This window comes from Acrocarpospora macrocephala, from assembly GCF_009687865.1.
Taxonomy (GTDB): domain Bacteria; phylum Actinomycetota; class Actinomycetes; order Streptosporangiales; family Streptosporangiaceae; genus Acrocarpospora; species Acrocarpospora macrocephala.
The window spans coordinates 59,542-72,651 of record NZ_BLAE01000039.1 but is presented as its reverse complement, the minus strand read 5'-3'; the positions used below and the strand labels follow the sequence as shown (position 1 = coordinate 72,651).

General features: G+C 69.0%; 10 protein-coding genes and 1 tRNA gene. 3 read left to right on the top strand and 8 right to left on the bottom strand.

Features of this window, described 5'->3' with window-relative positions:
* Positions 1-197 precede the first annotated feature (197 nt).
* The 3 genes from Amac_RS31730 to Amac_RS31720 form a co-directional block, all read right to left on the bottom strand.
* A tRNA-Ala gene (locus Amac_RS31730) sits at positions 198-270 on the bottom strand.
* Positions 271-343: 73 nt separating this feature from the next.
* Positions 344-1,798, bottom strand: coding sequence for a vWA domain-containing protein (locus tag Amac_RS31725; protein WP_155358090.1), 1,455 nt, complete (start codon positions 1,796-1,798; stop codon positions 344-346).
* 99 nt (positions 1,799-1,897) lie between these two features.
* The gene (locus Amac_RS31720) at positions 1,898-4,393 is read right to left on the bottom strand and encodes a helix-turn-helix transcriptional regulator (RefSeq protein ID WP_155358089.1); all 2,496 of its coding nucleotides are present in this window, start codon (positions 4,391-4,393) and stop codon (positions 1,898-1,900) included.
* A 30-nt stretch (positions 4,394-4,423) separates the two neighbouring features.
* Here Amac_RS31720 and Amac_RS31715 point away from each other — a divergent pair, with 30 nt between their 5' ends.
* Positions 4,424-5,512 (top strand): aminoglycoside phosphotransferase/kinase family protein, encoded by a 1,089-nt coding sequence (locus tag Amac_RS31715; RefSeq protein WP_155358088.1) that lies wholly within the window; start codon positions 4,424-4,426, stop codon positions 5,510-5,512.
* On the opposite strand, the gene Amac_RS31710 is transcribed toward Amac_RS31715, so the two are convergent.
* A complete protein-coding gene (locus tag Amac_RS31710; protein ID WP_246268850.1) occupies positions 5,481-6,869 on the bottom strand; it encodes a DHA2 family efflux MFS transporter permease subunit in 1,389 nt (462 codons plus the stop codon). The two genes, Amac_RS31715 and Amac_RS31710, sit on opposite strands and share 32 nt — an antisense overlap.
* A gap of 113 nt (positions 6,870-6,982) precedes the next feature.
* Here Amac_RS31710 and Amac_RS31705 point away from each other — a divergent pair, with 113 nt between their 5' ends.
* Complete coding sequence (locus Amac_RS31705) at positions 6,983-7,687, top strand: TetR/AcrR family transcriptional regulator (protein WP_155358087.1); 705 nt, start codon at positions 6,983-6,985, stop codon at positions 7,685-7,687.
* Here Amac_RS31705 and Amac_RS31700 read toward each other — a convergent pair.
* The 3 genes from Amac_RS31700 to Amac_RS31690 form a co-directional block, all read right to left on the bottom strand.
* A complete protein-coding gene (locus Amac_RS31700) occupies positions 7,684-9,141 on the bottom strand; it encodes an ATP-binding SpoIIE family protein phosphatase (protein WP_155358086.1) in 1,458 nt (485 codons plus the stop codon). The two genes, Amac_RS31705 and Amac_RS31700, sit on opposite strands and share 4 nt — an antisense overlap.
* 5 nt (positions 9,142-9,146) lie before the next feature.
* Positions 9,147-9,812 (bottom strand): class I SAM-dependent methyltransferase, encoded by a 666-nt coding sequence (locus Amac_RS31695; protein WP_155358085.1) that lies wholly within the window; start codon positions 9,810-9,812, stop codon positions 9,147-9,149.
* A 231-nt stretch (positions 9,813-10,043) separates the two neighbouring features.
* Complete coding sequence (locus tag Amac_RS31690) at positions 10,044-10,880, bottom strand: SCO6745 family protein (protein WP_155358084.1); 837 nt, start codon at positions 10,878-10,880, stop codon at positions 10,044-10,046.
* 81 nt (positions 10,881-10,961) lie between these two features.
* On the opposite strand from Amac_RS31690, the gene Amac_RS31685 reads away from it, so the two are divergent.
* Positions 10,962-12,743, top strand: a complete 1,782-nt coding sequence (locus tag Amac_RS31685) for an ATP-binding protein (protein WP_155358083.1) — start codon at positions 10,962-10,964, stop codon at positions 12,741-12,743.
* Here Amac_RS31685 and Amac_RS58110 read toward each other — a convergent pair.
* Entirely contained in the window at positions 12,664-13,083 is a 420-nt protein-coding gene (locus Amac_RS58110; protein WP_344448703.1) for an imine reductase family protein, read from the bottom strand. The two genes, Amac_RS31685 and Amac_RS58110, sit on opposite strands and share 80 nt — an antisense overlap.
* Positions 13,084-13,110: the final 27 nt, after the last annotated feature.

Here is a 13,110-nt window from a genome sequence, read left to right as displayed (position 1 = left end):
AATTTCCGGACAAGGGCTTGGACTCGCGTAGACCTAATGACCGCTTACTCAACCACGGCAACCGCGCTAGCAACCTCAGGGGGCGTGAGGGGCTGTGCCCCCCACACCGGGGGGCTCGGGGGGTCGTCCCCCCGTGTAACGACGAGGAGACCTGCGGGAGCGAGCAAAGCTCGCGACCACAGGCCTCCGTCTCCGAGTGGAGCTATGGGGATTCGAACCCCAGACCCCCTCCATGCCATGGAGGTGCGCTACCAGCTGCGCTATAGCCCCTTGCGTGGTCCGGAGCGGTTTCCCGTTGCGGACCACGTAAGTGTATAGGACATCGGACAGGAGGTTGTAACCGTTAACCGAGGGCGCGCGTGCGGGTGATCAGGTCGGCGAGTTCGGTGACGGCGGGGTCTTCTGTGGTGGTGGCCAGGCGGGTGGGGCGGGAGGTGAGGTCGTCGAGGGTGACGCCGGGGAAGGGCTCGCGGGTGCGGAGGTATTCGGCGAAGGAGGCGGCGAGGACGTCGATCTGGAAGCGGGGGGAGGTGGCGGTCCAGAGGTCGGCGGCTAGGGCGGAGGTTTCGATGGAGCGGGTGGTTTCGGCGGGGCGGCGGGTGTCGGGGTCCTGCCAGCGGACGGTGGCGGTGGCGAGCTGGCCGGTGGCGTCGGGGCGCAGGTGCACACGGTAGAGCGCGGTGACGGAGTGGCCGGGGCCTATCTCGCCGCCGTCGCGGGAGTCGTCGCGGAACTCCTCGGGGGCCAGGGAGCGGTTCTCGTAGCCGAGCAGCTGGTAGGACTCGACGACGCCGGGGTTGAAGACGACCTGGGCTTTGGCGTCGCGGGCGCGCAGGTCGAGGGTGGCGGGGAGTTGTTCGACGAAGGCCTTGCGGGCCTGGTCGAGGGAGCTGACGTAGATGGCGGCGCCGTCGCCGTTGTCGGCCAGCTGTTCCATCAGGTCGTCGCCGTACTCGCGGCCGACGCCGACGGAGAGCAGGGTGATCTGCTTGGCGGCGTGTTCCGCGACCCGGTCCAGGATGGTCTGCCAGGAGGTGGAGCCGGTGTTGGCGAGGCCGTCGGAGAGCAGGATGACCCGGTTGGTGGCGACGGAGCGGAACGCGCGGGAGGCCTCCTGGTAGCCGGTGATCAGGCCGTCTTCCAGGTTGGTCGAGCCCTCGACGACGAGCTGGTCGATGGCGGCGTGCAGGCCGGAGCTCGCCGAGACGGGGGTCATCGGGATGAGCATGCGGGCGCTGTCGCTGAACGGCACGATCGCGACCTGGTCGCCGGGCATGAGCTGGTCGACAAGGGTGTGCAGGGAGTCGCGGACCAGGTCGAGCCGCCCAGGCTCGGCCATCGAGCCGGAGACGTCGACGACGAAGGTGAGGTTGGCGGGCCGCCGCGCGCTGCTGTCGGTCGCGCGGGTCTGCAGCCCGAACCGGATCAGCGCCTGCTCGCCGGGCAGCCGCGCCCCGTCGGCGTGTACGGCGAAGCCGTTGTCCGCGGGCTGCGGATAGTCCTGCGCGAACGCGTTGACGAACTCCTCCACCCGAACCTGCCCAGGCTCCGGTAACCGCCCTTCCAGGATCGTACGGCGGGCATACCCATACGAAGCCGTATCCACATCGAGCGCGAACGTGGACACCTGCTGCCCGAGCGTGTCCCGCTGCGCGGGCTGCTCCTGGGCGGCACCGGCCAGCGGATCCTGCGGCCGCTGCACGGGATTGGGCGACGGGGAATCGCTGCTGCCCCCGCACGCGGCAAGCAGCAGCAGAGCGGAGATCGCGAGAACGAGGACGTACGGTCGTGCTCTCATGGGTCGCCTCCATAGGAATGGTGCTCTTCCCGTACGACGACGCCCTGAGGGAGCACGCCGGGCTCGTCACTCAAGCGACGGCAAACCGTATTCCCGGCGTTACTCCCGGCGCGCGTCCAGCAATTCGGCCAGCGCGGCGCGATCGTTGACGCCGGTGCGCTCGTAGACCGCGTACAGGGTGTTGGCCACGGTCCTGATGGACAGCACCAGCCGTTCGGCGATCTCCCGGTTGGTGAGGCCACGCGCGGCCAGCACGGCCACCTCGCGCTGGCGCGGGGTCAGCCCGGGAACCTCCAGGTCGAGCAGGGCGAGGGTACGCGCGCCCTGGCAGCGCCGGGTCAGCGTCCAGGCGCGCGTCTCGGCCGACCGGGCGCGCCGGAGCAGGCCCGCGTCCCGGTAGGCCAGGGCCGCCTGGGCGGATGCCTCGGCCGCGTGCAGGGGCATGCCGAAGGTTTCGAAGCCGAGGGAGACCTCGTCCAGGTCGCCGGGGGTGGCGGCGGTCGCATGCCGTACGAGCAGGGCGTGGAGGGGGCCCTCGACGGCGAGTTCGGTGAGGCGGGCGGCGGCCGAAGGGTGGCCGAGGCGGACGAGGTCGTGCAGGCCGATCATGGCGAAGGTGGGGTAGGGGCTGGCGGCGACGGACAGGGCGGTCTCGGCCGCGCCGGTGATGTCGCCTCTGGCGGCGAGCGTCCAGACGCGGGCGAGCTGGAGCGGGACGTCGGTGGCGGGTCCGACGGGTACGGCCTGCTCCTCCGCTCGGGCCAGGGTGGCTTCGGCCGCGGCCACGTCGCCGAGCAGCGCCTGCGCGTGGGCCAGCTCGCCCAGGCAGCCTCCGGCCACGACGCTCCTCCGGGGCAGCAGCGCGACCGCTTCGGCGGCGGCGGCCAGGGCGGCTCTGACCTGGCCGCCCAGCCGGAGCGCGGTGGCGCGGTAGGCACCGAACTGGGCGCTGGACCTGACCCAGTCGTCCTGGCCGCGGGCGTGGTCGGCGAGGCGCAGGGCCTCCGGCAGGTCGCCGGTCGACAGCGCGATCCTGATCTGGGCCTCGATCAGCGAGCTGGTCATGCTCGGGTAGAGGTCGGCGTCCGGTCCGAGCGTGGCCATCAGGTTCTCGATCCAGTTCCGGCAGTCCGTGGCCCGGCCGGCGGAGGCCAGCACGACCGCCCGGGTGACGCCTCCGGCGCGCACTCCGCGCGGGCTGAGCGGCCCGAGCCGTTCGGTGGCGTCCAGGCGGGCGGTGGCGGCGTCCAGGTCCCCGCCGAACACGGTGACGGCTCCGGCGACGAAGCCGAGCCCCTGCCGTCCGTCGACGCTGATCTGCCCGTCGTCGGCCGCGTCCAGCACCTGGAGCGCCTGGTCCAGCCGGCCCAGTCCCCACAGCAGGTTGAGCGCGCGCGTGGTGGCGCAGTCGACCCGGCGGTCTCCGGTCAGGCCGGACTCCACCGCGGCGAACACCTCTTCGGCCTCGGCGTAGCGGTCCTGGTAGCTGAGGATGGTGCCGAGTCCGAGCCGCACCGCGGTTCCGCCGCCCGCTTCGATGGCGGCTCTGGCCAGCCGCTCGGCGAGGACCAGGTCGCGGACCGCCCTGGCCTGCTCGGCGGCGCGGGCGAGCAGGGCGGGGTCGCCGGGGGCGCCGCTGTCGAGCCGCCAGACGGCGACCCGGAGCACGTCTTCGCGGCGCCGCCCGCCGGTCGACTCGATCATGTCGGCCAGCCGCCGGAGCAGGGCGCGGGTGCGGAGCGTGCCGCACGACTCCCGGATGACCTCCCCGTAGAGGGGATGCGCGAGCCGGACCTGGAGGCGCCTGCCGTCCGGCTGCACGGTGATGAGCTGCCGGGTCTCCAGCCGTTCCAGGACCGGGGAGTCCAGGCCGAGCGGTTCGCCGTAGGCGAGGAGTTCGACGATCTCGCGTTCCTCGGCGGTCAGGTCGCCGATGCGGGCCGCGATCGTTTCGCGCAGGGTGCTGGTCAGGGTCAGCGAGCCGTGCCAGAGCCAGAGCCCGCCGACGTCGCGCAGCACCCCGGAGAGCACGAGTTCGCGCAGGTAGAGCGGGTTGCCCTGGCTGGATTCCCAGAACCGGGCGAGGGTGGCGGTCTCGATCTGGCCGCCGAGGGCGGCGGCTAAGACGTCTTCGGTCTCGGCCAGGGAGAGCGGCTCCAGGTCGAGCCGGGGCACCAGGTCGTCCTTCCAGAGGGCGACCACCGCGTCCGGCGCGGCCGCACCCGTGCGGATCGTGGCCAGGACCCTGACGCGGCCGTCCAGGACCAGCCGGTGTACGAGCGCGGCCGACACGGGGTCGAGCAGGTGCGCGTCGTCCACGACCAGGGTGGCCGCGTCGATCGCCGATGCCGCCCAGCTCAGCGGGTTCCCGGCGGGCGGGGTGGGCGGCAGCAGGTGGGCGAAGGCGCCGAGCGGGATCTCGGCGGCCGACGCGGTGGCTCGCACCCAGGCGACTCCGTCCAGTTCTTCGACGGCCTGGGATACTAGGCGGCTCTTGCCCGCTCCGGCGGGACCGGCCACGACAATCCCCTGCGAGGCCGACTTTAACGCCGCGAGCGGCGCCGATCGCCCCGCGAAGGGCCACGAGCTGGGCACTTGCCGAGCATATTTAAGTAGACCCTACTCATGCGAGCCGATTGCCTCGCCCAGCAGGATCAGGTCATGGACATCACCGAACTCGTGCGTTCCAGGTTGGGCGATCCGGCGGCGGTCATCGCCGAGCAGCGGGTCGAACCCATCCACCACCCGACCGGCATGTTGTCGACCGTGGGGCTCTCCCGCGTGCGCGGCACGACCACGACCGGGCGTTCGTGGTCGTTCGTGGTGAAGTCCATCCAGTCCGTCAAGCACTGGGCGGGGCTGGAGACGGTGCCGGAGCACCTTAGGGCGGAGTTCGTGGCGACCTTTCCGTGGCGTGTGGATGTGGACGCCTATCTGGCGGACGAGCCGCTGCCGAAAGGTCTGCGGATGCCTCGGCTCTACCGGCTGGACGATCTGGGCGATGACCGGCTGGTGGCCTGGATGGAGGACGTCGAGGCCTGTACCAAACCGTGGGACCTGGACCGGTACCGGACGGCGGGCCGGTTGCTCGGCGAACTGGCGGCGAGCCGGCCGGCAACCGCGTCCGCGAACCTCGGGCTGCACGCGCTGCACCGGGGGGCCATAGCCAACCTTTTCCTTCCGGCGCTGGCTGATCCGGCCACCTGGCGGCATCCGCTGCTTCCGGGTCCCGACGATCCCCTGCGTTCGGACATTCTGGCCATCGCGGATCTGTTGCCTGACATTCTCCGGGTGGTCGACCTTCTGCCGTACACGCGCGTTCACGGTGACGCCAGCCCCGCCAACCTGCTGGTTCCCGTGGACGGATCGGCCGAGTTCGTGGCGATCGACTGGAGCTGGGGCGTTCCGTGCGGTATCGGATTCGATCTCGGGCAGCTGCTGGTCGGCCAGTCCCATGACGGCGTCACCGAACCTGAGGATCTGCCCGCAATTCATGACACGATCCTCTCCGCGTACACCGAGGCGTTCGGCGCCGACGTGCGCCTTGGATACGTCGGCGCGCTGGTCGCGCGCGGTCTGTGGACCGCGCTTCCGCTGGAACATCTGGGCGAGGAGCCGACCCCCGAACTGGCCGAGCTCTTCCGTAAGAGGGTCGGTCTCGCCCGTTTCATCACGGCGCTCTTCACGACACATGTACGGCCTTACGTGGCATAAGAAACGCCACCACCAACGTCACGGCCATCAACGCCCCGGCCACCCCCACCGTGATCAGAACCGCGCTCGCGGTCCCGTCGAACCGGCCGAAGAACACCGTCCCCAGTAACGCGGTCCCGAACGCGCCGCCCAGCTGTTGCACAGCGGTGAGCGTGCCGGACGCCGAACCGGTCTCATGCTCCTCAACCCCGGCCAGCACGATGTCGAAGAACGGCATCATGAACAGCCCGAGCCCGATCCCGGCCGCGAACAGCGGCGGCCCGAACTGCCAGGCGGTGATCCCCGCACCCGCCGAAGTCACGATAAATCCGGCAACGACGATGCCGACCCCCATGACCAGGGCGCCGAGCTGCACCGCCGTACGCCCCAGTTTGGCGGCCAGCCCCGCCCCGCCGATCGCGAAGCCGACGATCGTGCCGACCGCCATCGGCAGCGCGGCCAGACCGGCCTGCAGCGGCGTGTAGCCGAGCGCGGCCTGCGTGTAGACGCTCCACACCAGCGAGAACCCGATCATCCCGGCGAAGAACAGCAGCCCCGCGACCAGCCCGCTGGTGAAGGCGCGCTTGCGGAACAGCTCGGGCACCACCAGCGGGTCGCGCCCGGCGCGCTGCTTGCCGAGCTGATGCCGGGCGAACACGGTGAACACCAGGGCCGAGGCGGCCATCGAGGCGAACGTCCACAGCGGCCAATCCAGCTCGCGACCCTGAATGAGCGGATAAATCAGCAGGAACGAGGCTGCCGTCACCAACCCCATCCCCGTCACGTCAAGCCGGGACGCGTGCGCGGAACGCGATTCCGGCAGGAACACCAGCGCGGCGGAGAACGCGGCCAGGCCGAGCGGCAGGTTGATCAGGAAGATCATGCGCCAGCCGGTGCCGAAGAAGTCGGCGTCCACCAGCCAGCCCGCCAGCACCGGCCCGCCGACCGAGCCCAGCGCGATGACCGGGCCGAACGCCCCCATCGCGGTGGCCATCTCCTTGGGCGGGAACATCTCCTTGATCAGCCCGAGGCCCTGCGGGATGAGCACCGCGCCGAACAAGCCCTGCAGCACGCGCGAGCCCACCAGCATCTCCGGCGACTGCGCCAGGCCGCACAACACCGAGGCCGCGGTGAAGCCCAGCGCGCCGATGAGGAACATGCGCCTGCGGCCGTACAAGTCGCCGAGGCGGCCCCCGGTGATCAGGCCGACCGCCATGGCCAGGGCGTATCCGGCGCCCAGCCACTGCATCAGGCTCGCGCCGCCGCCCAGGTCGGCCCGGATCGACGGGGCCGCGATGGTGGTCACCAGCGCGTCGAGCACGTCCATGACCTCGGCCGCGAGGATGACGAACAGCGCGGCCCAGCGCCATCGATACATGACGAACTCCATTCGTTGAACGAACACTGTTCGTTCCGTTATAAGGGCGAACAGTGTTCGTGTCAAACAGTGTTCGTTAGGGGAACGGTGTTCGAAACGGATACGGTGCTCGCATGGACGTGCCGACGCCGCCGTGGCGTACCCCGAGAAAGATCGCGCGCCAGCAGCTCAGCCAGGACCTCATCGTCCGTACGGGCCTGCGCATCCTCGACGAGGAAGGCCTCGAAGCGCTCAGCATGCGCCGCGTCGCCCAGGAACTCGGCACCGGACCCGCCTCCCTGTACGCCCATGTGGCCAACAAGGAGGAACTCCTAGAGCTGATCTTCGACGAGGTGGTCGGCGAGATCGAGGTCCCCATCGCCGACCCGGCCCGCTGGCGCGACCAGCTCAAGGAGCTCTGCTGGCACATGTACCGGGTGCTCGGCTCACACGCCGACGTCGGCCGCCTCGCGCTCGCCAGCATCCCGGTCGGCCCCAACGCCGCCCGCGTCTCCGAAGCCTTCCTCTCGATCATGCTCGCGGGCGGCCTGCCCCCCCAAGTGGCCACCTGGGGACTCGACCGGCTCTACCTGTACGTCACCGCCGACGCCTACGAAAGCTCCCTGTTCCTGGCCAAACAACGCGCCAGCGGCCTCGAACTAGACAGCTGGGCCGACCAGTTCTTCGGCCAGGTGCGGACCTACCTGAGCCAACTGCCCGCCGATCGATTCCCCAGCCTCACCGGCAACGTGGACGCGATGATGCGCGGCGACGGCGACAAACGCTTCGAATTCGGCCTGGAGATGCTGCTCCGCGGCCTCGACAGCTTCCGCGACTAGATCGCCAGCGCAAACCAGACGGTCTTCCCGCCCGCCACCCGGCTGGTCCCCCACCGCGCCGCCAGCTGGCTGACCAGGTAGAGCCCCCGGCCGTCCTCGTCCAGCCCGCCCGGCTCGCGGAGCACCGGCATCCGGTGATCGTCATCACTCACTTCACACAGCAGCACATCGGTCCGCAGCAGCCGCACCGTGATCGGCCGCGGCGTGGTGCGCACCGCGTTGGTGACGAGCTCGGAGGCGAGCAGCTGCGCGGACGGCACCAGACGGTCAAGCCCCCAGCTCTCCAGCGTCCGGCTGACCAGCCCGCGCACCCGGCCCGGCGTGGTCACCTGCGGCTCCAGCATCCACTGCGCCACATCCTGGCTGGGAATGCCCTTGAACTTGATCGCCAGCAGCGTGACGTCGTCGCCGTGCCCGTCCGGGATCAGACTGTCGGCCAGCGCCTCGATCGGCTCGCCCTCCGACAGGCGGCGGCGCAGCCGCTCCACCCCCACCAGGATGTCCTCGCCGCGCTCCTCCACCAGCCCGTCGGTGTAGAGCACCAGCATGCTGTCATCCTGGGCGGCGATCTCCATCGTCTCGAAGGAGGTGCGCCCCAGCCCGATCGGCGCGCAACTCGGCGGCGCGAGCACCTCGGCCTTGCCGTCCGAGGCGACCAGGATCGGCGGGAGATGCCCGGCGCTGGCGATCGTGCAGCGCCGCAGCACCGGGTCGTACACGCAGTAGACGCAGGTGGTGATGGTCTGCGCGGCCAGCCGCTGCGCCATCTCGTCCAGCGAGTGCAGCACCTGCTCGGCGGGCAGATCGAGCGAGGCCAGCGTCTGCACGGCGGTCCGCAGCTGCCCCATGATCGCGGCGGCGTCCAGCCCGTGGCCCATGACGTCGCCCACCACCAGCGCGACCCGGCTGCCCGGCAGCGGGATCACGTCGAACCAGTCGCCCCCCACCCGGGCGGCGGCGGGATGGTAGCGGAAGGCGATCTCCAGCCCGGGTAACTCCGGCGGGCGGCCCGGGCGTATCCCCCGCTGCAACGTCTCGACCGTCTCCAGCTGCTGCCGGTGCAGCCGGCCATGGAAGATCGTCAATGCCGCGGGCACTCCGAGCTGCCCCGCCACCTGCACGTCCGCGTCGTCGAACGGGGTCCGTTCACGTTCCCGCGCGAGTACGGCGCAGCCGATCGCCTTGCCGTACGCGCGAAGGGGCACCACCAGCATGCCGTCGGCCGTCAGGGCCGGTTTGATCTGGTCGTCGTCCTCGGCCCACCGCGCGGGCAGCCGCCCGCGCGGGTCGATCCGGTGCAGCGCGCCGCCGTCCAGGTAGACGGCGGCGGAGTCGGCCATCCGCGGTACGACGGCCTCGCACAACAACCGGGTGGCCTGCTCGGGACCGAGACTGTCCCCGATCGCCCGCATGGCCTCACTCAGAGCTTCCCCGTCCCACGACACGGGTTTCACTCGGCTCAGAATTGGTTGCGGCGGCAGTTGAGGAACAGCTGGATCTCCGGCGGCGCCTGGGTGGTGGCGGGGGCGTAGGAGATGTCGGTCTCCAGCACCACCGTGAACCCGGCCTCCTCGATGACGGCGCGCAGGTCGTCCCGCAGGTAGCCGGTCACCCGGACCGGGGCCCCGAGGAACTGGAAGGGCACGTCGTCGAGGTCGATCTCGACCATGCTGAGCGCGAGCACGCCGCCCGGCGCGAGCACGTCGTGGATCTTCTTGAGCGCGCGCGCGATCTCCTCGCGCGGCAGCATGAGCAGCACGAAGAACGCGACCACCGCGTCGAACCGGCCGAGCGAGTCGTCCAGATCGGTGATGTCGCGTTCGAGGAAAGTGCCCTCGGGGACGTTCTTGCGGGCGATGTCGAGCATGACGGGCGAGATGTCGATGCCGACCACCTCGCAGCCCGCCTCGGCGAACTGCTGCGCCGTCGGGGCGCCCGTGCCGCAGCCGACGTCCAGGACGCGGGCCCCCGGCTGAAGCTGTTTGATCAGCCACTCACCGGCGGCGATCTGCCCTTCCTTGTGCGGAAACGCGTCGTCGTAGCGGGAACCGATGCGATTGAAGGCCTCAGCCTGCAGCGCGCGGTACTCCTCGCGGGAGCTTCCCGACTCGGATTCAGTTGTCATCTATGCCGCCATTGTGATCAGCCGTCGTCTGCCCACTCTTAGATAGGGGCACATCGTACACAAGTCAAGATATATCGGCGTAAATTCAACGTTTCCGGGGCGCGACGTGCACGATTACCGGTAACTTGCCGGAATTGGACAGTCAAGTTCGGTGTCAAGGCAGACCTTCCTGCCCCGCACTACTTTCCCACCATTTTCCGGGACAGCCCAGCTTGTGGCACCAACTTGTGGCTACCCGATGTTCAGCAGCCCCGCCCCCACGACGGCCCGCCCGAACACCCGCGCCAGCTCGGCCAGCCGCTCACATTCCTCATCATCCAGTACGGCATACGCCGGAAACGCCAGCACATCGGTCCGATCCTCGATCCCCTGCCGGAACACCTGCCCCCGCTCCGTCAGCGTGAGCCCCTCCCCGAGCAGCCCCTTGGCACGAAGATCCTCTTCCCCCGCCGCCCAGTCCTCGTCCGACCACCCACGCGTCCCCTTGAGCAGCGGCACCATCTTGGGCGTGCTGGCGGCATAGAGGATCAGCGCCTCCAGCCCGCTGAGCCCTTCACTCACGAGCACCGCGATATGCCCGTCCCCCCGATACTCCCGGAGCAACGTCTGCGCGTGCCACAACCGCGACAACGGATCCTCCGGCCACGGCAACGCCGCATGCGCCCCGAACAAGGCCCGCCCCCGCACATGCGCGCACGCCTCCTCCGCCGCCCGGCTCGCCAACCTCACCGTCTCCGCCAACTCGGGAAACTCATGAAACCCGACCCGCCGCAACGCCGCCCCCGCCGCCTCCAGCCGCGCCTCCACCAACTCCCCCGGCGCGACAACCTCCCACACCCCCGGAATCCCCCGCCGCACCAGATCCGGACAAAAGTTGAAAAATGTAGCTATAACCACCTCGGCCGGTACAGCCCCCATCGCCGCAACCCGCGACGCGAAATACCCCACCTGCGGATCAGCCACCCCAAGGGCCCGATACCGCTCCACCGCCTCCGGCACGAAGTAAACCATCGCGTGCAAGGGCTCCAACCGCCGCCAAGCCTGCCGCGCCGCCCCAACCGAAGCCATCGCGCCCCTCCAACCCAAGGTGACCGAACATTATTCGGCAACACCCGGACCGTCAATGGCGGCTACGGAGACCCAGCCACGATGCACCTCTCGAGTGATAAAGTCTTAAGCAAAAGACTTTATCACTGGGCGGATGAGATGGATGCCGATGTTCTGCGAGCGCTGGTCGCGCTTCTCCGAGCGCGATCCACAGATCTGACGGATGTCGAGGCCAAGGCAGCCGCGGGCGGCTTCCCCAAGAGCGTAAGGGACACGCTCAGCGCCTTCAGCAATGATCGCGGCGGCACCATCATTCTTGGCCTAGACGAAGGCACCAACTTCGGCTTGGCGGATGGATTCGACCCCATCCGCATCAGGGACGCCCTCGCCACAGCGTGTGCGGACGATCTAGAACCACCGGTGCGAGCAGAGATCGACATCGTGGAGCTCGATCACGGGACGGTCGTCGTCGCCGAAGTGGCCGAACTCGACCCACGCTTCAAACCATGCTTCGTGAAAGCTCGTGGTGAGTACAACGGATCGTTCACCCGCGGTGGGGATGGGGACCGCCGGCTCACCGACTTCGAGATCCATCTGCTGCACACCAACCGAGGCCAACCTGACGACGACCGCGATCCCGTGCCCGGCGCCGTCCTCGCGGATCTCGATGACCTAGCCGTCGAGTCGCTCCTAAGGAGAGTCCGCCAGCGGCAACGACGAGCGTTCTCCGACCTCGACGATCTCACCGTCCTCCGCAGGCTCAACGTCATTACCGCCGATCATGTGCCAACTCTGGGGGGCATGCTGGCCCTGGGCTCCTACCCGCAGCAGTTCTATCCTCAACTGAATGCCACTTTCGTCGTGTACCCAGGGCTCACTGCCGAGGACGTGACTCCGCAGGGTCCGCGATTTCTCGACAATCGCACGTTCGATGGTCCGATCCCCTCCATCGTCGACGAGGCCGTCGCCGCCGTGCTGCGCAATACCTCGGTCCGGTCATTCGTCGAAGGCACCGGCCGACGTGACGTGTACGACTATCCGGTGGAAGCGCTCCGCGAGGTCATCGTCAACGCCCTCATCCACCGGGACTACTCTCCCTATTCCCGAGGGACACCCGTGCAGATCATTCTCTATGCGGATCGCCTCACCGTAGCGAATCCCGGCGGGCTCTTCGGCGCGGTGACCGAGGACGACCTCGGCGGAGAAGGAGTCTCCTCGACCCGGAATCCGGTCCTCGTCAAGCTCCTTCAAGACGTCCGCATGCCCGAGAGCGATCGCACGGTCTGTGAGAATCGCGCCAGCGGCATCCCCACCATGCTGAGAGAACTCCGCATAACGGGCTCAGCGTTGCCCGAATTCCACAACCGCATCAACAGATTCAAGGTCGTCCTTCCACGTCACGCGCTCCTCACCCCGGGGAACATGCGGTGGATCGACAGCCTTGGCATCGTCGGCCTCAGCGCAACTCAGCACATGGCACTGGCACAGATGCACGAGGGAGGCGCGATCACTAATCAGAGCATGCGCAACTTCGGATTGGACGCCCGCCGGGCAACCACTGAACTGACCGATCTGGTGACCCGCGGTCTCGCCGTACGAATCGGTGAACGACGACACGCGCGATACGTCCTGGCCCCGACCAATGAACAACTGCCATGGCAGCCGGACGGTCCAACATCTCCTGACCCGTCTGATCGAGAAGCCGCCATCCTGAACGCTCTCGGTTCCGCCGCGCTCTCCCGACGCGAGATCCAGAAAGCGACGGGCATCAATCAGATCGCCACCATCCGAACCTTGGATGCCCTCATCGCCTCCGGCAAGGTCGAGGCCACCGCCCCACCCCGCTCTCCACACCGCCGCTACCGCCGCACCTCCGAAACATAGATCGGAGATAGGGACACGCGTTGCGGGGTTTGCTGAATTCTTTGATCAGCACGGGATACTGCTCCCCACCGTGTCCGGCTGCGATCGAGCGGTCGGCCATCGCCCTGATCAACTTCGGCAGTTCGGCGTTGACACCCACCGCCTCGCTCTCCTCGATCAGGTGGGCCATCGCCCGGGCGTCGGTCTCCAGGGCCGACACCCCGGCCTCGAAGGAGCCGCCGTCGATCTGCTCGGCATACCCAGGCAGCCATTCGGCCACAGTGGCAGCGATCTGCTGCGCAAACGGCGCATACGTTGTCCGGCGCCGGATCCGCTCAGTACCCGGGCGACGCGACGTCAACTTCGGCCCTGAGCCGCTCAGGAAGCA

Coding starts and splice junctions, on each gene's coding strand:
- Amac_RS31725 (WP_155358090.1), bottom strand. CDS start 1,798: ATGAGAGCACGACCGTACGTCCTCGTTCTCGCGATCTCCGCTCTGCTG.
- Amac_RS31715 (WP_155358088.1), top strand. CDS start 4,424: ATGCGAGCCGATTGCCTCGCCCAGCAGGATCAGGTCATGGACATCACC.
- Amac_RS31710 (WP_246268850.1), bottom strand. CDS start 6,869: ATGTATCGATGGCGCTGGGCCGCGCTGTTCGTCATCCTCGCGGCCGAG.
- Amac_RS31705 (WP_155358087.1), top strand. CDS start 6,983: ATGGACGTGCCGACGCCGCCGTGGCGTACCCCGAGAAAGATCGCGCGC.
- Amac_RS31695 (WP_155358085.1), bottom strand. CDS start 9,812: ATGACAACTGAATCCGAGTCGGGAAGCTCCCGCGAGGAGTACCGCGCG.
- Amac_RS31690 (WP_155358084.1), bottom strand. CDS start 10,880: ATGGCTTCGGTTGGGGCGGCGCGGCAGGCTTGGCGGCGGTTGGAGCCC.
- Amac_RS31685 (WP_155358083.1), top strand. CDS start 10,962: ATGCACCTCTCGAGTGATAAAGTCTTAAGCAAAAGACTTTATCACTGG.